16 protein-coding genes and 2 pseudogenes are annotated in these 18,562 nt (G+C 39.1%); all 18 read left to right on the top strand.

Annotated features, from left to right (window positions below):
- The first annotated feature begins 8 nt into the window (after positions 1-8).
- Positions 9-1,538, top strand: a pseudogene (locus tag J1E28_RS01580) (YifB family Mg chelatase-like AAA ATPase).
- Positions 1,539-1,569: 31 nt separating this feature from the next.
- On the top strand, positions 1,570-1,848 hold the full coding sequence (locus tag J1E28_RS01575) for a metal-sensing transcriptional repressor (protein ID WP_291026185.1): 279 nt from the start codon (positions 1,570-1,572) through the stop codon (positions 1,846-1,848).
- A 278-nt stretch (positions 1,849-2,126) separates the two neighbouring features.
- A complete protein-coding gene (locus J1E28_RS01570; protein WP_291026184.1) occupies positions 2,127-2,762 on the top strand; it encodes an outer membrane beta-barrel protein in 636 nt (211 codons plus the stop codon).
- Positions 2,763-3,406: 644 nt separating this feature from the next.
- A complete protein-coding gene (thrC, locus tag J1E28_RS01565; protein ID WP_291026183.1) occupies positions 3,407-4,915 on the top strand; it encodes a threonine synthase in 1,509 nt (502 codons plus the stop codon).
- Between the two features lie 76 nt (positions 4,916-4,991).
- Positions 4,992-5,489 (top strand): 5-(carboxyamino)imidazole ribonucleotide mutase, encoded by a 498-nt coding sequence (purE, locus tag J1E28_RS01560; protein WP_291026182.1) that lies wholly within the window; start codon positions 4,992-4,994, stop codon positions 5,487-5,489.
- Positions 5,489-5,974 (top strand): DUF3972 domain-containing protein, encoded by a 486-nt coding sequence (locus tag J1E28_RS01555; protein ID WP_291026181.1) that lies wholly within the window; start codon positions 5,489-5,491, stop codon positions 5,972-5,974. The genes purE and J1E28_RS01555 overlap by 1 nt, the downstream gene beginning before the upstream one ends.
- Positions 5,971-6,921, top strand: a complete 951-nt coding sequence (locus tag J1E28_RS01550) for an ARMT1-like domain-containing protein (RefSeq protein ID WP_291026180.1) — start codon at positions 5,971-5,973, stop codon at positions 6,919-6,921. The genes J1E28_RS01555 and J1E28_RS01550 overlap by 4 nt, the downstream gene beginning before the upstream one ends.
- Positions 6,915-7,811 carry a glycine--tRNA ligase subunit alpha gene (gene glyQ, locus J1E28_RS01545; RefSeq protein ID WP_291026179.1) on the top strand — a complete coding sequence of 299 codons (897 nt, stop codon included), beginning with the start codon at positions 6,915-6,917 and terminating at the stop codon, positions 7,809-7,811. The genes J1E28_RS01550 and glyQ overlap by 7 nt, the downstream gene beginning before the upstream one ends.
- The gene (locus J1E28_RS01540; RefSeq protein ID WP_291026178.1) at positions 7,811-9,898 is read left to right on the top strand and encodes a M99 family carboxypeptidase catalytic domain-containing protein; all 2,088 of its coding nucleotides are present in this window, start codon (positions 7,811-7,813) and stop codon (positions 9,896-9,898) included. The genes glyQ and J1E28_RS01540 overlap by 1 nt, the downstream gene beginning before the upstream one ends.
- A gap of 3 nt (positions 9,899-9,901) precedes the next feature.
- The gene (locus tag J1E28_RS01535) at positions 9,902-10,582 is read left to right on the top strand and encodes a metallophosphoesterase (protein WP_291026177.1); all 681 of its coding nucleotides are present in this window, start codon (positions 9,902-9,904) and stop codon (positions 10,580-10,582) included.
- Position 10,583: 1 nt separating this feature from the next.
- Complete coding sequence (locus J1E28_RS01530; protein WP_291026176.1) at positions 10,584-12,647, top strand: ribonuclease R family protein; 2,064 nt, start codon at positions 10,584-10,586, stop codon at positions 12,645-12,647.
- A 152-nt stretch (positions 12,648-12,799) separates the two neighbouring features.
- Positions 12,800-13,540, top strand: a complete 741-nt coding sequence (locus tag J1E28_RS01525) for a hypothetical protein (RefSeq protein ID WP_291026175.1) — start codon at positions 12,800-12,802, stop codon at positions 13,538-13,540.
- 56 nt (positions 13,541-13,596) lie between these two features.
- Positions 13,597-14,610, top strand: a complete 1,014-nt coding sequence (gene holA, locus J1E28_RS01520) for a DNA polymerase III subunit delta (protein ID WP_291026174.1) — start codon at positions 13,597-13,599, stop codon at positions 14,608-14,610.
- A 131-nt stretch (positions 14,611-14,741) separates the two neighbouring features.
- On the top strand, positions 14,742-15,152 hold the full coding sequence (gene rpsF / locus J1E28_RS01515; protein ID WP_291026173.1) for a 30S ribosomal protein S6: 411 nt from the start codon (positions 14,742-14,744) through the stop codon (positions 15,150-15,152).
- Positions 15,153-15,168: 16 nt separating this feature from the next.
- The gene (locus J1E28_RS01510; RefSeq protein WP_291026172.1) at positions 15,169-15,669 is read left to right on the top strand and encodes a single-stranded DNA-binding protein; all 501 of its coding nucleotides are present in this window, start codon (positions 15,169-15,171) and stop codon (positions 15,667-15,669) included.
- 35 nt (positions 15,670-15,704) lie between these two features.
- Complete coding sequence (gene rpsR / locus J1E28_RS01505) at positions 15,705-15,959, top strand: 30S ribosomal protein S18 (RefSeq protein ID WP_291026171.1); 255 nt, start codon at positions 15,705-15,707, stop codon at positions 15,957-15,959.
- A 151-nt stretch (positions 15,960-16,110) separates the two neighbouring features.
- The gene (locus J1E28_RS01500; protein ID WP_291026170.1) at positions 16,111-18,135 is read left to right on the top strand and encodes a hypothetical protein; all 2,025 of its coding nucleotides are present in this window, start codon (positions 16,111-16,113) and stop codon (positions 18,133-18,135) included.
- Positions 18,132-18,562: pseudogene (locus J1E28_RS01495) on the top strand (hypothetical protein); the annotation flags it as partial. The gene J1E28_RS01500 and the pseudogene J1E28_RS01495, both read left to right, overlap by 4 nt.

Genomic DNA, 18,562 nt, shown 5'->3' with positions numbered 1-18,562 from the left:
ATTATGATATGACACATACGATTCTCACTGCCACGAGCTTTGGCACAAGCGCAAAAGTGGTAGAAGTGGAAGCAGCCTTTATTAAGGGCTTACCACAATTTAATATCACAGGACTTGCCCACAGCTCTATATTAGAATCCAAGCAACGGGTGCTATCAGCCCTTGCAAATAGTGATATTACACTCCCTCCTTTGAAAGTTAATATCAACCTCTCGCCTTCTGATTTACCAAAGAGTGGGGGGCATTTTGATTTGCCTATCGCTCTTGCTTTACAAAAAAATACGCAAGAAGAGCAGCCATATTTTGCCTTTGGGGAGCTTGGGCTTGATGGGAGCGTGAAATATCTTGAATCAATCTATCCACTTTTGCTAGATATTGCACTTTTATATCCTCAAGCTAGGGTTTTTGTCCCTCTTTGCGCAAAGCCTCTGCTTTGCCCCATTCCTCAACTGCAATTTCTTTTTGTCTCTCATTTAAAAGAGGCTATTACACTTCTTAATCAGCCACAACCTGCCTCCTTGCCACCATTGCAAGATTCTAACCCCCATACTTTTGGCTTTAAAAGCATAGAGATTGCAGGAGAGCAGTATTTTTATGATGATAGCTTTACGCAAGATTTTGCAGAAGTCAAAGGACAGCAGGTTGCTAAACGCGCTGCACTCATAGCCGCTGCGGGTTTTCATAACTTTATGATGGAGGGCTCACCGGGCTGTGGTAAAAGTATGATTGCTAAAAGGCTTTTATATATTCTGCCTCCTAGCTCTTTGCAGGAGATGATAGAAAATGTCAAGGCTCAAGCGCTCAATAAGCAAAATACAGGCTATACACCCCTGCGCCCCTTTCGTAATCCCCACCAAAGCGCATCTAAATCAAGTATTTTAGGCTCTGCCACGCAGTTTGAGGCAAAGCCCGGTGAGATTGCTTTAGCACATAATGGTATTTTATTTTTTGATGAATTGCCATATTTTAAAAGAGATATTTTAGAATCTTTGCGTGAGCCACTTGAAAATAATAAACTCGTCATATCGCGTGTGCATTCTAAGCTTGAGTATGATACAAATTTTCTTTTTGTATGTGCGCTTAATCCCTGCCCTTGTGGGAATCTCTTGAGTAAGAGCAAGGAATGTCGCTGCCAAGATAGAGAGATTAGTGCCTATCGTGCGCGACTTTCTGAACCATTCCTTGATAGAATCGATTTGTTTGTGCAAATGAGCGAATAAGAAGAGCATCTAGCAACATCAAATCAAGAGCTAGATTCTCAATATATGCAAAAAATGGTTTTTGATGCTTTTATCTCACAAAAATCCAGAGGACAGGCGGTATTTAATGGCAAACTTGATGAAAAAGATATTGCCTTATTTTGTGTGCTTAATAGTGAATGCCAAACTCTCTTGCAACAAGCAAGTGAGCGTTTTTCTCTCTCTTATCGCGCACAAAATAAGATTAAAAAAGTAGCGCGCACGATTGCGGATTTAGCAGGCAAGGAGTATATAGACAAAGCGCATATCCTTGAAGCACTAAGCTATCGTAGAATCTAAATAAACTGACACAAATTGAAGGAGGGGCATTATGTATGAACAAACTGCACAAAATATTCATAAGCGACTGCAACGCATTATAGGGCAACTTAATGGTATCGATAAAATGATAAGCGAAAATGCGCCTTGCCCTGATGTGCTGATTCAACTTAATGCAGCAAAAAGCGCGATACATAAAGTAGGGCAAATCGTGCTTGAAGGGCATATTAATCATTGTGTGCGTGATAGTGTATGTGATGAGGGAGGCGATATTGATAAGACTTTAAATGAATTAGCTAAGGCAATCGAGCATTTCTCGCGTATGAGCTAGGCTTTGTGCATTAAGACAAGAGGTTAAATGTTATTTATAAAAGATTCTAAAAATCTTAATAAAAACATCTCAAATCTCTTTTGATTTTTTATAAACAAAAAGCTTGGACAAAAAGAGAAGTGGCTTGAAATATAGAATCTAATGCAACAATTTGTAACAATCCCTCTATTCAAACAAACACGCTCCATTTATTTTTTTTTTTTTTTATAAAAACTTACGATAATGTAAGCATCCCTAAAGGCTGAAGGCCAAATCTTTAAGGGTGAAAGGATAAAACTATGAAAAAAATCTTGGTTTCAAGCGCATTAGCAGCAAGTCTTCTTTGTGTGAGCAATGCTCAAAGCAGTGGATTATTTGTGGGCGTAAATGCAGGTGTGCCTATCACTGTGCCTAAATATAGTGGCTTTGGGACTATGGAAGATTTATTCCCTACAAGCGGTATAGGCTGGGGAGCAGGAGTAGATGTAGGCTATAAACAAGCTTTTTCTGAAAGCAGTGGCTTAAGATACTATGTGAGCTACTTCTATGACCAAAGCAAAGGCTCAAAAGACAATGGTGTAATGGGAAAAACTGATGCAGATATTAACCAACAGCTTATTACTGCAAATGTAGATTATTGGCTCAACTTCACTCAATCTTTTGGCGCATATATCGGTGTGGGTGTGGGCTATCAGCAATTTGACCCCACTTGGAAAACAATGGGTATGAGTATCTCTAATGGCAAAAAGGGTGGTTTAGCCGTGCCTGTAAATATCGGGCTTACTTATAACTTCAATGAGAAAAACCAAATCTTGCTTGGCGCAAAGATTCCACTTGTGGCATATGATTATGAATCAAGCATAATGCCCGGACAAAATGCAACAGCTTCACTCCGCACTTATATCGTGCAAGTGGGCTATAACCTCACTTTCTAAGCTTTTTAAGGCTACCATAAAGGCAAGCTCTCCCTTGCCTTTATACCTCACAATGAAATATATCCCATTGTGAGGCAATACACAATCTTTTGAACTACCTTAACTTTTATTATAACCCCCTCCATATTTGCACCCTTAAGCTTTCTTTACCCCTTAATATTTATAAGAATCTAGAATCTTTTGCAAACTATGCGTAGTTTCAGCAATAAGGTATATCCTTATATTACAATAAAATCAATGATACACGCAGTGCTACATTAAAGGCGTCGTAGGGGGTTTGGGGGGTGAGTGGTATATCTGCGAACGGGATAAGGGGAGCGACTTCGCCTAATTCAAGCCCCCTTGTCCCCCTAAAAGAAAAACTAAAAAATATGTTTTAGATTCTGCATTTGGCTTAGATTCTAGAATCTTAAAAAACAAAACTCAGTAATTTTGTATATAAACTTAAATTATATTTGCGCATTTTAAGCCTATCTATAAGAATTTCTGCTCAATCCTTATAAAAAGAATCTATTAAGGAGAAAAAGTAAAATTCTAAGAAACTCAAATTTTACCCTCACTCCCCTCTCATAAGATAAAAAAGCTCCTTAGAGTATGCTACAATAGCAAAACTTTTATATCGCAATTTATACATAAGGAATCCTATGAATACCTGCGCTTTTGTCTCTACCCGAGATGATAATCCCGCTTTTGCTCAAAGCTTCAAAGAAGCTATACTCAATCCTTTGGCTTCGCAAGGAGGGCTTTATACCTTTAGCAATCTCCCAAATCTAAGCGCGCAAGATATAGCTTCTTTTGTTCATTTAAGCTATGAAGAGCTATGTATCAAACTCTTTGAGATACTTAATCTCGGGCTTCCTCAAGCACTTTTACAGGAAGCTTTGCAATGCTATACAAGCTTTGATAACCCCACAAATCCCGCGCCATTGCAGCCTTTAAGCGATAATCTCTTTATGCTTAATCTCTACTCGGGTCCCACACGCGCTTTTAAAGATATGGCTTTGCAACCTTTTGGGGCTTTACTCTCTGCTTTTGCCGCGCAATCTAATCAAACCTATATGATTCTTGCCGCCACAAGTGGCGATACGGGACCTGCGACTTTGCAAAGCTTTGCTAATAAGCCTTATATCAAGGTGGTATGTCTCTATCCAAGTGGTGGCACAAGCGATGTGCAAAGACTACAAATGACAACACAGGAAGCAAAAAATTGCAAGGTAATAGGCATTCAAGGCAATTTTGATGATGCGCAAAATGCACTCAAATCTCTGCTTGCTCATACACAATTTATAGAATCTTTGCATAAGCGAGGTATCGCGCTCTCTGCGGCAAATTCTGTGAATATCGGGCGCATTGTTTTTCAAATTGTCTATCATTTTTGGGCATATATTTGCCTTGTAAAAAAAGCTCACATCAAACAAGGCGAAAAAATCTCTGTTGTCGTGCCAAGCGGGAATTTTGGCAATATTTTGGGTGCATTTTTTGCTAAAAAAATGGGTTTGCCCCTTGAAAAGCTTGTCGTAAGCTCAAATGCAAATAATATTTTGAGTGATTTTATACATAGCGGCGTATATGATATATCCTCTCGCACCTTGCTTAAAACCAAATCTCCTGCTATGGATATTTTAAAAAGTTCAAATGTCGAGCGTGTATTGTATGCGCTCTTTGGTGCAAAACGCACAAGAGAATGTATGCAGGACTTAGCTCAAAAAGGCACATATAGCCTCAATAAAGATGAACTTGCAATGGTGCAAGAAGACTTCCTCGCGCTCTCTTGCGATGATAATAAATGCCTAGAAAGCATTGCTCAAGCTTTTGCAAAAGGTTTAGTGCTTGACCCACATAGCGCAATAGCCTATTATGGGGCGCAGCAATTACAACAAGAGGGTAAGATTCAAAAAAGTATCTTTCTTGCCACAGCAGAATGGAGTAAATTCGCCCCAAGCGTATGGGAAGCTTTGATTCAAGCGGGAATGACGCAAAAAATATGCAAGGGCGATAAAGAGGCAATAGAGGCTATTTGTGAGCGCGCAGGAGTAAAAATCCCTCCACAAATTAATGCGCTTTTTGCCAAAAAAGAAGTGCAAAATGATGTGATTGCCCATACACAGATACAATCTCATATTCTGCAATGGATTGAAAAAGAGGATAGATAAGGGAAATCATATAAGGATTGAAATTAAAACAAATATGATAGAATCCACGACTTAAGCAATATAACAAGGAGTAAAAATGGATTTTGTGAGCGTGATTATGGGGAGCAAGAGTGATTGGAATGTGATGAGCGAATGTATCGAAGTCTTTAAAAAATTTGATGTTGCTTATGAAGTGATTATTAGCTCGGCTCACCGCTCACCTGAACGCACAAAATCCTATGTTAAAGAGGCGCAATCTCGCGGCGCACAAGTCTTCATCGGTGCAGCAGGTATGGCAGCGCATTTAGCAGGAGCGATTGCTTCTCAAACTTGCAAACCCGTGATTGGTGTGCCCTTAAGTGGTGGGGCGCTTGATGGGCTTGATGCTCTCCTCTCCACCGTGCAAATGCCAAGCTCTATGCCTGTGGCTACCGTGAGCATTGGCAAAGCTGGGGCGATTAATGCGGCATATTTAGCAATGCAAATTTTAAGCCTAAAAAATGATGAACTTGCAGGAAAACTTATAGAAGATCGCGTGATGAAAGCAAAAAAAGTTGAGCTTGATTCTGCTGAAATCGAGGTGAGGAGGAGCTAATGGAAAACACAACAACTTGGGTTGAATTAGCAGAATTTGTTAAGCTCTCTGGCTTAAGCGAAGCCAAAATTACAGAACTTATCAATGAGGGAGGCATAAAGAGTAAAAAAGAGGGAGATAAAACCTTTGTTGATGCTACAAGTGGCGTTGGGGCATTGGTTAAAAAAGTAGAATCTAATCTTGTTTCAGCAGATATGAGTGGCAAAGAAATTGATCCAGTATTTGTAGAAAAAACCATTTCTACGATTTTAGGATTGCACGATAAAGTAGTCGCGGCAAAAGATGAAACCATTAGTGCTTTTAAAAATGAAAATAGCTTCCTTAAAGACGCGCTAATTTCAATGCAAGAAGTCTATGATGATGATAAAAAAACAATGGAAACCCTCCGTGCAGAGCTAGAGCGTTCGCGCGAAGAAATAGAATTTATGAAGCGCAAGTATCGCCTTATGTGGGGCAAAGTTACTGATATGACCGAGACAAAATGATAGCTCAAAATGCTTGTTTTACTTGTTTGCAAAATCAAGTCCAATATCTCTGCTCCCTTTTACAAAGAAGTGATAGCGTAGATATTGCGCAAAAAATCAATGCCATACTCGATGCGTTTAAGGCTAAAAATCTAATGCCCCCACAAATTGCTATTAGCGTATATGAGGCGTTTAGAGAAAGTGCAAATCTAGATGACCCTTTTTTAGAAATTAAACGCACAAGTATCACAAAGGCTCACGCCATTGTGCAAAATCTCCTTGAAGCCTATCCTGCGCCAATTTTAGAATCCACCCTAGAGCACACTAAAGATTTGCATACTCAAAGCTTTAGCGTGGATTCTATCTCTAGGCGACTTGATTGGGCAATAAGGATAGCGATTTTAGGCAATGTGATTGATTATGGCTCACAGCATCACTTTGATTTTACGCACACAAATTTTGATTTGAAGAATCTGCAGTTTGCATATTTTGATTTATCGCCATTTATCGCTCAACTCACACACGCACAAACCCTACTCTACCTCGCTGATAATGCCGGAGAAAACTGCTTTGATGAAGTTTTATTGCATTCACTTAAAAGCATTTATCCGCATTTACAGATATATTATGCTCTGCGCGGTGAGCCTATCATCAATGACTTGACTCTTAAAGATTTATCTCACCCCCTCGCACAAAGCATACAAAACTATTGCACCTTGCTTGATTCGGGTGTGAAGAGTCCGGGCTTTGTCTATGAAGACGCAAATAAGCCAACACAAGCTATTTATGATAATGCCGATGTGATTGTAGCAAAAGGAATGGGGAATTTTGAATGTTTGCATATGTGTGAAGATAAGCGACTTTTCTTTCTCTTTAAAGTCAAATGCGATGTAGTCGCAAAGCATTGTAATGTGCAAAAAGGCAAAATGATGTTTATTCACAGCCTTAACAAAGGAGAGATATGCTAAGTTTTTCAGATATTTTATTGAGGCTACAAGAATTTTGGAAGAATCAAGGTTGTCTCATCGTGCAACCCTATGATATTCCTGCAGGTGCGGGGACTTTTCACCCTGCAACCTTATTAAGAAGCCTTGATTCTAAGCCTTGGAGTGTAGCGTATGTCGCTCCCTCTCGCCGCCCGACTGATGGACGCTATGGGGAAAATCCAAATCGCCTAGGAAGCTACTATCAGTTTCAAGTACTGATTAAACCAAGCCCCAATCATATACAAGAGCTTTATTTAAAAAGCTTGGAGATGTTAGGCTTGGATTTAGCTTCCCACGATGTGCGCTTTGTAGAAGATAATTGGGAATCCCCAACACTTGGCGCGTGGGGGCTTGGCTGGGAAGTATGGCTTGATGGTATGGAGGTAACACAATTTACATATTTTCAGCAAGTAGGGGGTATCCCTTGCTCTCCTGTGGCAGTAGAAATTACCTATGGCGTGGAACGATTAGCAATGTATATTCAAGGGGTGGAAAATATCTTTGATATTGCGTGGAATGATTCTACAAATGCACATTCTATGTCCTATGCTGATGTACATTTGCAAGGGGAATATGAATTTTCTAAGTATCATTTTGAAGTAGCTGATACCCAAATGCTTTTTTCACTCTTTGAACAATATGCTAAAGAAGTGCAAAACTGCTTACAAGCTAGAATCCCGCTTGTAGCGTATGATTATACAATGTTTGCAAGCCATTGCTTTAATATCCTTGATGCAAGGGGGGCAATCTCTGTTGCTCAAAGGCAAGAGTATATCCTGCAAATACGCGAACTCGCCAAAGCCTGCGCTATGCTCTATAAAGAAATGGAAGAAGAAAGAAACCAAAAATTAGCTAAAATCAAGGGAGCATAATGCGTTTTTTCTTTGTCTGCATCATTTTTACCCTCTCTTTGTCTGCTGAAAATCTCGTGCGTGATTTTGCGCTTTATAAACTCAATGAGGGCGACAAAAGAGCTCCTACTTTGCTCTTAATGGGCGGGATTCACGGCAATGAGCCGGGTGCATACTACGCGAGTGATTTTTTTATGCGCCATTACAAAATCACAAAGGGTAGCGTGTGGGTTGTGCCGGTGGTAAATCCGCACGGAATGTTTGCAAACTCACGCGGTGTATATGGCGATATGAATCGTAAATTTGCCTCTCTTCCTGCTTCTGATCCTGATTATGCAAGTATTCAAAAAATTAAAGAACTCCTCAAAGATCCACACATTGATATTTCGTTGCATTTGCACGATGGGAGCGGGTATTGGCGTCCTACTTATGTCAATGATTTGCTGAATCCTAATCGTTGGGGAAACTGCTCGGTCATTGACCAATCAAGCCTTCAAAATGCTAAATATGGCGCATTAGAATCTTTTACAACTCAAATGGTGGCAGATATTAACACGCATCTACTTATGCCTATACATCGCTACCATTTACATAATACCCACACCAAAGCAAAAAATGATCTCGAGCAGCTAAGGGCGCTTACTTTTTATTCTCTTTCGCTTGGCAAACCCGCCCTTACTAATGAAGCAAGCAAAGAGCTTGATTTGCCAACACGCGTATATTATCATCTCCTTGCAATTGAATCAATGCTCGGACAGCTTGGCATCGGCTTTGAGCGAGATTTTGAACTCAAAGTTCATACGATAAAAGAGCTCCTCTCCCCTGCACTTTTAGAAATAAATATTGAGGGGCTTATTACCCTACCCCTTAATACCTTGCGCCCATATATCACATATTTTCCTCTGCCCAAAAATGAGTCGCTTAAACATATCCATATACAAAGCCAAAGCCATTTGCTAGGCTTACTTTCACTCAATCAAGCACAAACTCAAGTTGCCCTTAAATATGGTTCCACTACATTAAGCACCCTTTTGCCCGAATACCGCACTTTTGATACAAGCCTTAAAAGTGTGAATGTTCTCATCAATGGGCAAAAGCGCACATTTCCCATAGGCTCACTTATTTATGTGGGTGAAAATGAAAGTATAGAATTTGAATCCCTAAGCGATTATCGCGTAAATGTGATTGGCTTTGTTTTGCCCAATCAAACAAGTGAATCACCAAATGAAAGCGGCGTGAAGATTTATAAAAAAGACTTATTGCCTAAATACAGCCTTGATACCACAGCAAAGACTTTTCGTGCGGAGTTTTACCACAAAGATGCCTTTAGCGGTATGATTACTTTCTCTTTTGATAGCCCTAAGCCTCAAACGAATGCACAATTTTTTGCAGTAAGCTACACCCCTGCCCCCACTCAAGGTAAAACACATATAGCTCAAGCACAGCCACAACAAACAACACAGGCAAAACCACAAGAGCCGCCAAAGACTATAAATAAGCCTCCGCTACCAACACCATCTCAACAACCACAATCACAGCCTAAGCCGCAACAAACGCTTCCCCAAAAGCTTTTTGTTAGAAGTGAGCGAGGAGTAAATGTCCGCACACAAGGGCATATAAATGCGCCAATTATTACTAAACTCCCACAAGGAACAAGCGTGAATCTTATAGAAGAGAGCGGGAAGTGGAGCAAGATTAGCTATGCTGATAAAGAGGGCTATATCATCACAAGTGCGCTTATTCAAACCCCGCCAACAACACAGCCTACGCCCAATATAGCGCAAAATACAGCATCTCCTACACAAGAAAAAACACAGCAAACACCAGTAAAAACGCAAAAACAAGTCGATATTTCACAGACACAAACTACATCACAGACACAAAAGCCTAATGCAAAAGTCAAAGTGAGTGTGGCACTTGTGCGTAATGCGCCACATTTAGAAGCTGCGGTGGTGGCAAAAGCTCCGCTTGGGCGAGAAATGCGTATTATCTCTTTAAGTGAAGATGGACTTTGGGCGCAGATTCACTATATTTTTCAAGGTTCAAGTGGTGCGCGTGAAATCAATGGCTATGTCGCAAAGCGACTCCTTACTCCTATTGAAAGATAAATGATGAATTTTCATATCACAGAAGATACTTTTCTTATCTCTGATAGCCATTTTGGGCATAAAGCTGTGCTGAAAAAAGAGCCTTCGCGCCTGCAATTTGCAGAGGCTCATCAATATAAAGATTTTTATGCACTGCATAGGGATTTATGGAATCAAGCTGTCCGCAAGAAAGATAATGTATTGCATTTGGGAGATTTGTATTTTAGCGGGGGATTTTCCTATCTCAAAAAACTCAAAGGTACAAAAATGCTTATTGTGGGTAATAATGATATAGAAGGCTTTGAAAGACTTAAGACGCTCAAAAATTGGTATGTGCAACAAGGCTTAAAACTCAATATCGAGCAAAAAGAATCCATTATAAAAAAACTTGATAAAGAATTTGGCAAAACAAAGATAAAAGAAGATATATACCTGAATGCCATTGTGCAAGATATTGCGGGTGAGCGCATTATGTTTTCACATTTTCCGGTATTTAATCGCAAACATAATGATCGTTTTAGTGCCACTCGAGATATACTCGATAAGCTTTTTAAACTTGCTGATTGCTCACTCAATATCCACGGACATATCCATTCACGCCAAACCGGACATTCTTTTTGTTTTAATGTATGCTGTGAGCAGCTAGGCTTTGCCCCTAAGCGATTAGGCGAGATTCTAAAGCTTTGGCGATACATACATATCTAAAATGATTTATTTTTACGCACTGATTGCAAATGGCACACATAAAAAACATATTCCTAAATCTTTTCTTCACGCATTCAAACAACTTGAAGACTTAAATGTGCTTGAGAGTGAAGGGACGCGAGTTAAACTTAAGTCTCAACTCCTCCTTGGCACACTTGATATTTCCTCTACCCATACATACTTCCTCAAAAGCCTCCAATCCACCCATAAAGAGGATTTTTTACTTGAAACAGGAAGAGCAGAATCTCAAACAAAAAGCAAACGCACAAAACAACAAGCACACAAGAAAGCATATAAAAACACTACTTATGGCTTTGTTAAAGGTGATATTGTCCTTGCTAAACTTACAAAGCAAGGCAAAGCGCGTTTTATTACCTTGCTTTATCGCGCAAAACCCTATGTCCTCGCCACACTTAGAATGAAAAAAGGCACAATCCAAGCTTTTGAGCTTCGCACACAATCGCCTATCCCACTTCAAGTCTCACAAAAATCTCTCCGCGCCCTGCCACCACATTGTGTAGTCAAGGTAGAAATTGCAAGTGGGAATATTATAGAGGTTTTTGGGGTGCTTGAAGATGCGCGCATTGATGAATACATTGCGCTTCATAGCGCACAAAACATTGAATTTAGCCATAATGCCCTGCAAGAAGCCAAAGCTTTTGGTGATGAAGTATATAAGCAGATGTATCCACATCGCATTGATTTAAGCCACTTACCCTTTTGTGTGATTGACCCAGAAAATGCACGCGATCACGATGATGCAATTTATTTTGATAGCAAACATCGCACACTCTATGTCGCAATTGCCGATGTGAGCGAATATGTCAGTATGGAGAGTGCGCTTGATAAAGAAGCAAGAAGTAGAGGATTTAGCCTCTATTTTCCCCACAAAGTTATACCTATGCTTCCATTTGAGCTTAGTAGCGGCATTTGCTCTTTAAAAGCAAATCAACTCCGCCTTGTAATGGTGTGGCAAATTACCTTTGATAAAAAGAAGCAAGTTAGCAAATCTACGCTTTTTGAAGCGCTCATTACATCTCAAGCGACTCTAAGCTATGAGTGCATAGAGGCTTTTTTGCAAGAAAAAGGCATACTCACATCATCGCCCACAGATTCTACAAAGATTACAGAATCTGCGCCTTTAAAAAAATCTAAAAGTGCAAATACTCAAACAAAATCCGCCTTGCCAAAGAAGATTCAAAAATGGCTCATTGAGTATGTGCCTTATGTGCAAGCAATCAAAGCTCAAAGATTGCGCAATGGCTATGAATTTCACACCAAAGAGATAGCTCTAACCCTTGATGAGAAAGCAGAGGTGCAGAGTGTGCGAGAGTTAGAGCATACGCTCGCACATAGCATCATCGAAGAATCAATGCTTTTAGCCAATAAAGAAAGTGCCAAATTTTTGGAAACTTATGCAGACAAGGCACTTTTTAGAATCCACCCGCCCCCAAAGCGCACTAAGGTGCTTTTATGGGAGCTTGAAAATCTAGGATTTACCCTCCCTCCCACACAAGATCTCCACCATATTATTTGCACCCTCCAAAAAGAATGCGATGAATCTTTGAGAGAGGTGCTTGATTCATTACTCATTAAATCTTTAGCAAAAGCTACTTATAGCACGCATAATGTAGGGCATTTTGGGCTAGGATTTGAAAGCTATACGCATTTTACCTCGCCTATCCGCCGATATAGCGATTTAGTAGTGCATAGAATCTTAAAAGCCCTGCTTCACCAAAAAAAATCTCTGCCTTTTTTGCTTGAGGGATTAGAGGGTATTGCTTGTGAAATCAATGCCAAAGAAAAACAAATAAGCCATATTGAGCAAGAATTTTACCATTATAAAATGTTACGTTATGCAAAAAAGCTTTTAGATTCTAAAAAGCCGCTTATATGTTTGGCACTTGTGATAGATGAGCTCTCCCACTGCATCGCTCTAGATACCCTCCCACAAGTCAAAATTACCCTTTTGCAATCACTCTCGCGCTTTGAGCGCGTAAAAGTAGAAATTACAGAAGTCGATTTGCTCTGTGGGCGCATACAAGGAAAAGTGATAGAATCTTAAATTTTATTTGATTTATATCAATATTATTTGATAAAAAATTAATATAATGAGTAGCGGTGCTTTACACCATAATTCTACTTTAAGGTTGGTGGAAATAACCACGCCCTTTTAGGACAAGAGTCCTAAGAGTCAATAAAAAATGGAGGTTAGAAATGTTGAAAAATATCTTTTTCTTTAGTCTTTTTTGTATTTTTAGCACTTCTGTTTATGCTCTGCAATGTGAGAAAAACTCTTGCGTGTATGGGCACATTGGCTTAGGTGGGCAGTATGATAATTTTGGGGGCAAAGATATAAAAAGCTATAGTGGCTATCTTGCCCTAGAAAGCAAAAGTGTGTTTTGGCAGAGGGCGCAAATTGGAATAGGTGGGCGCATAGGTGGAGGCTCTACATTAGCACAAAACGCAAATGATTTGGGTATTACAGACAAAAATAATCTCTTTATTATTGATTATTATGTAAAACTTGGAGTGAATATCGCAGGGAAAAATGCACCGCTTTTTGTAAATCTTGTGTTGGAAAACAATAAACACAATGGAGCAGTGGGCAAAGGAAGTGGCTTAGAGCGACAAATATCAATGCTAGGCGGGGAACTTGAAGGCTATATCCCATTAGGAAACTCATATTTGGATTATGGGGCTGGATATGCTTGGGTTGGCATAGGCAAATATACCTTAAATAATGTTACGCTAGAAATCAAAGATTATAGCTACACTATCAATGCTTACATAGGATATTCTGCTCATATCACGCAAAACACGATGTATTATGTGAGGCTTATAGGCAAATATTTTGATTTGCAAAGCGCAAGCAATGACTATTCTAGCCTTGTTTATCCTCACTCAAAAGACTTTGTTGGTATGATAGAGATAGGCTTTAAAGGTTTTGATAAATAAAAGTTTGCTTGTGATAGAATCCTTATATGATTGATGTATTCATTTAAGGATTCTCTATGTATAAATCTCAACTTGATACGCTTTTAAAACAATCTGCGCCGCGCGTGAGCTTTCTTTATGGTAATAGCTTTTTGGTGGGCTATTATAGTAAGAAGATTGCTCATTGCCTCAAAAGTGAAGAAAAAACAACTTTTTATTTTGATGAGTATCATTTACCTAGTATTAATGCCCTCCTTTCACAAAGCTCACTCTTTGGCAATAGCTCACTGATTATTGTAAAAATCAACCATAAGCTCCCTAAAACTGATATTGATACCTATCTACACTCACTTGCGCATAATCCCCATAATGCCCTTATTATCGAGTATTACCAAGCACCAAATAAAACAGATGCTGACTATGCAAGAGATTGCAAAACTTGCGCAGGGTATTTTAAAAATACAAAAATTTTCAAAGATAATCCCCAAAATAGCATTATAGAAGTGCGATTTTTTGAACCAAATATGAGTGAATGTATGGGCTTTATGCGTGAGAGAAGCAAGGAGCTAGGGCTAAATACTGACGATAAGATTCTAAGACATATCCTAGAATTACAAAATAATGACATCGCGCTTTCTTTAAAAGAGCTAGAAAAATTTGTCATTTATGCGGGAAAGCCTATTGAGCCAAGCGATGTGAATCTGCTGTGTGATGGCATAGCAAGTTTTAGCGTGAGTGAGCTTTGCTATGCCATTATGGACAAAAAGCCATTTATAGAAATGTTGCAAAGTATTTATGAAGAGGGCGTGAATGAGATAGCAATGATTTCGGAGATTCAGCGATTTTTTTATCAACTCTTTTTATTTTATGCCTCAATCAAAATCAATGGAAAAGCCGATGCAAAGGAGATTCTAGGCTATGCCCCGCCGACACATATTATCGAGCATTTGACGCGCTATTGTATCCGCTTTAGAGAAACAGAATATATTGCTATTTTTGAGCTTCTCTCGACTTGGCGATATGAAGTGAGCAAAGGCAAATCAAAACAATCAATGTGGAGTTTAATTAAAATTCAAGAAATGATACGATAGAATCCACCCTTATGCCTTGCTCTTTCATTGCCAAAAGCTTATAGCTTTTTAAATTTCATAGCCTTATCTCATTTTAGTTTAGTGAGTGCTATGAGGGCGCGGAAAGGGCGGTTACACCAAAAGGAGCAAAAATGAAATTATACGAGACGATGTTTATCCTTAAGCCCACGCTTGTGGAAGAGGAAATTAAAACACAGCTTGAATTTTTCAAGGAAGTGATTACAAAAAATGGTGGCGAGATTGAAACTTGCCTTGATATGGGTATGCGCAATCTTGCTTATGAAATCAAAAAGAATAAACGTGGATACTATTATGTGATTTATTTCAAAGCACAGCCACGATTAATCAAAGAGCTTGAGCGCAATTATCGCATTAATGAAGAAATTTTGCGCTTTATTGTTATAAAATATGAAAACAAAAAAGAGCAAAAAGCTTGGCAAACCCTCGTAGATAGAGCAAATAACAAGCCAGAACCAAAGGCTCAAAAAGCAAAAGAAGAGCCTCAAACCACAGAGACACAAGAAGATTCTCAACAATCGTAATAAACAAGGATAGCCAATGTATAACAAGGTAATTATATTAGGAAACCTCACTCGTGATGTGGAATTACGATATTTGCCTAGTGGAAGTGCTTTAGCAACTATTGGCTTAGCGAGCAATCGCCGATTTAAAAAACAAGATGGGAGCCCAGGTGAGGAAGTGTGCTTTGTAGATGTGAAGCTTTTTGGTCGAAGTGCTGAAGTAGCCAATCAATATCTGCGTAAAGGAAGTAAAGTGCTTATCGAGGGACGACTAAGCTTTGAGACTTGGAGCGACCAAAATGGCACAAAACGAAGCAAACATACCATTACCGCAGAGAGTATGCAAATGCTTGATTCTAAATCATCAGCAGAAAATACTCATTTTAGCGGGGATTATGGGAGCAATACTTCAAATCAACAACCCAACCAAGCGCAAAATTATGGCGGTGGGAATTATAGCGGTGGCAATACCCAAGCAGGAAATTACACCCAAAATATCCCTGAAATTAATATCGATGAAGATGAGATACCTTTCTAATCTTTTCAAAAATACATTATCACAAGGAGCATAATATGGAAAAGAAAAAATACTCAAAACGATACTGCCGATACACTGAAGCCAAGCTTGAATTTATCGACTACAAAGATATAGAGATGCTTAAGCACTCACTTTCAGAACGTTATAAGATTATGCCTAGACGTCTTACAGGCAACACAAAACGTTGGCAAGAACGCGTAGAAGTAGCAATCAAACGCGCAAGACATATGGCGCTTATCCCTTATATCATAGATAGAAAAAAAGTGGTTGAAAATCCTTTTAAAATCTAAGCTCAATCTATTAGCAAAATAAAGAAAGTCCTTTAAGTGATATAAAAGCAAAATTCATAGAATAAGTCTCCTTTGAGGCGTATCAAGGGCTTTGTAGATTCTAGGATTTGAAGTTTCTAAATTATTTAGGAGAGATTGAAGGGGGGTAGCAATGTGGGGGAAAAAACTCTTTGCTCTCTTTATCTTGCTTTTTCTTGCAGTATTTGGCATTTTCGCGTGGGTTTTTCAGCCAGAGAGAATAAGTCAAGAGGTGCTTGATTTATTCCCGCAAAATGAAAGCAAACTTGTCATTGAAGCCCATAGATATTTTGCAAGTTCAAAATATGTGCCAATTGCCATTAAAGGCTTTGATGAAGAGGCACATAAAATCGCCATAGAAGTAGAAAAGCGCCTTATGGCGATGCCTCATATCATTTCTGTGAGCAAAAATGAGCCATCACTCTATGTCTCATTTTATGATTTTTTAACGCATAATGATGCCTATCTCCTTGCACCAAAGGGGCAGAATGTAGATTCTGAACCTGCTGTTTTTGAGCCGCTTTTGAGCAAACTCGCACCTTCTCTTGGGCATCTCCCCGTAGCAGAGCCTTTGCGTGCGGGGGATTATGGACTAATGCTTTTAGCAGAGCTTGAAAACCTCGAAGATTCTACATTACAAAGCACATTAAGCGAGTTTAAAGCTCTGCAAAAAGATTACCCTACTCTGCATTATTTTTCACCTGATTTTATGGGCGTAGAGAATCTTCATCTTATTTTGCAAGAAGTAAATTTCCTCTTAGGCTTTGCATCGCTTGTGTTTATTATTATTTATTTTGTGATTATCCGCATACCATTTTTGACATTTAGCACAATTTTAACACTTATTTTTTCAAATACAATCGCTATTTTGCTCACACTTTTAGTGTATCCAAAGGTTACAATTATGGCTTTAAGCTTTGGTATGGGTATTTCAAATATCGCCATTGATTATATGATGCACCACCATTTTTTTGGTCTCTACACGCATTCAAGGGCTTATGCAAATGCCAATTCTCCTCGCCCTGCCTTTAATCGTCCGGTATTTTATGGCTATCTTACTACGATGATTGGCTTTGGCGTATGTCTTTTTATCCCCTTTCCACTTTTAGCACAACTCTCGCTTTATGCGATGATTTCACTAAGTATCTCTTATATCAGTTTTGCTTTTATCTATCCGCGCATAGGTTTTAATCCTCCGCGGCTTTTCCATACTCTCTCTCAAATCAAAAAGCCACTTGTGCCAAATATCATATTCTTAATTCTTGCGTGTATAGGCTTTGCTTTTGCCCTAAGCACCTTGAAGCTTGATTTTGACTTATCAAAACTTGATTATCAAAATCAAGCAATGCTTGAAGAGAGGGCATTTTTTGAGAATCTTACTCCCAAAGATGAGTTACAAGTGCTTATCATAGCGCAAGAAAAAGAGGGGCTTTTGCTCTTTGTGCGTGGTTTAGCTAAAGATTTAGGTTGGCTTAGATTTTATCGCAAAGAAGGAGATTCACAACTCCCACAATACTACTATCTACTCTCGCTCTCACAAGAGCAACTCACCCAAGCCAATACGCTTTTAGAGAGTATCGCACATAAACAAGCCCCTACAAATCTATGGAACACCAAAGAGCTAGAATCCATTGCTAAAGCTCACATTAGTCTTGAATCACGCTCTTTGCAAAAAACTATGGATAGCTTAGCAGATGCGATTTATCAGCCTATGCTCATTGTGCTTATCCTCGCACTTTGTTTAATGCTTCTCTCTCTTGCCTTAAGCGTAGGGAAAGCATTTTTTAATGCCCTAAACTTTGTGCTTTTCCCTCTAAGTATGGCTCTATGTGTTGTATCAAGTCATAGCGTGTTTAATATGATGCACCTTTTTGCTTTGCTTATTTTAATTGTAGTAAGCGTGGATTATGGCATTTATGCTATAAAAGAGACAGAAGATTCTCGTGCCACTCACGCGATTTTATTCTCAGCACTCACTACCGGCATAAGCTTTGGCATACTCACCCTCTCACAAACAAAAGCGCTCAATTCCTTTGGGGAAGTCATTTTTACAGGTATGAGCTGTATGACTATATTACTTATATTCGGGCGATTTAGGCAAAAAGGGGTAAAAAATGATAGAATCTCTACATCTCACTCGATAAAGGATTTGCAATGAAACAAAAGAAATCATCGGCAGAAAAAATATTAAGAGAGCTTGTGCGCCCTTTTTATCAGCTATCTTGTAAGATGTGGGCGATAGCAAGTGAGAGCAAAAACCAAATGAGTCAAAAAGAGATTGCACAAGATAAAGCAAATTATACGCGCCTTAATACAGATAAGCGATTTGAGATTGATAGTGCGTGGGATTATCTCTGTCTTGGTGATAAATACGCACAAAATGGGGGCGATTTGAGTGGAGGAAATGGGCAATATTTTATACAAGATATTTGGGGAGCGCGAAAGGTATTAGAGCATAAGCCAAGTGTGCATTATGATGTAGGCTCAAGCATTAAGGGATTTATCGCACATCTCCTTGCCCAAAAGCAAAAAATTATCTTGCTTGATATTCGCCCAATGGATAATCAATTTAATACAGACTTTTT

Origin of the sequence: Helicobacter sp. (assembly GCF_022511165.1) — a bacterium.
Classification (GTDB): domain Bacteria; phylum Campylobacterota; class Campylobacteria; order Campylobacterales; family Helicobacteraceae; genus Helicobacter_C.
The sequence above is the reverse complement of the archived record's forward strand: the minus strand, read 5'-3'. Positions and strand labels throughout refer to the sequence as shown.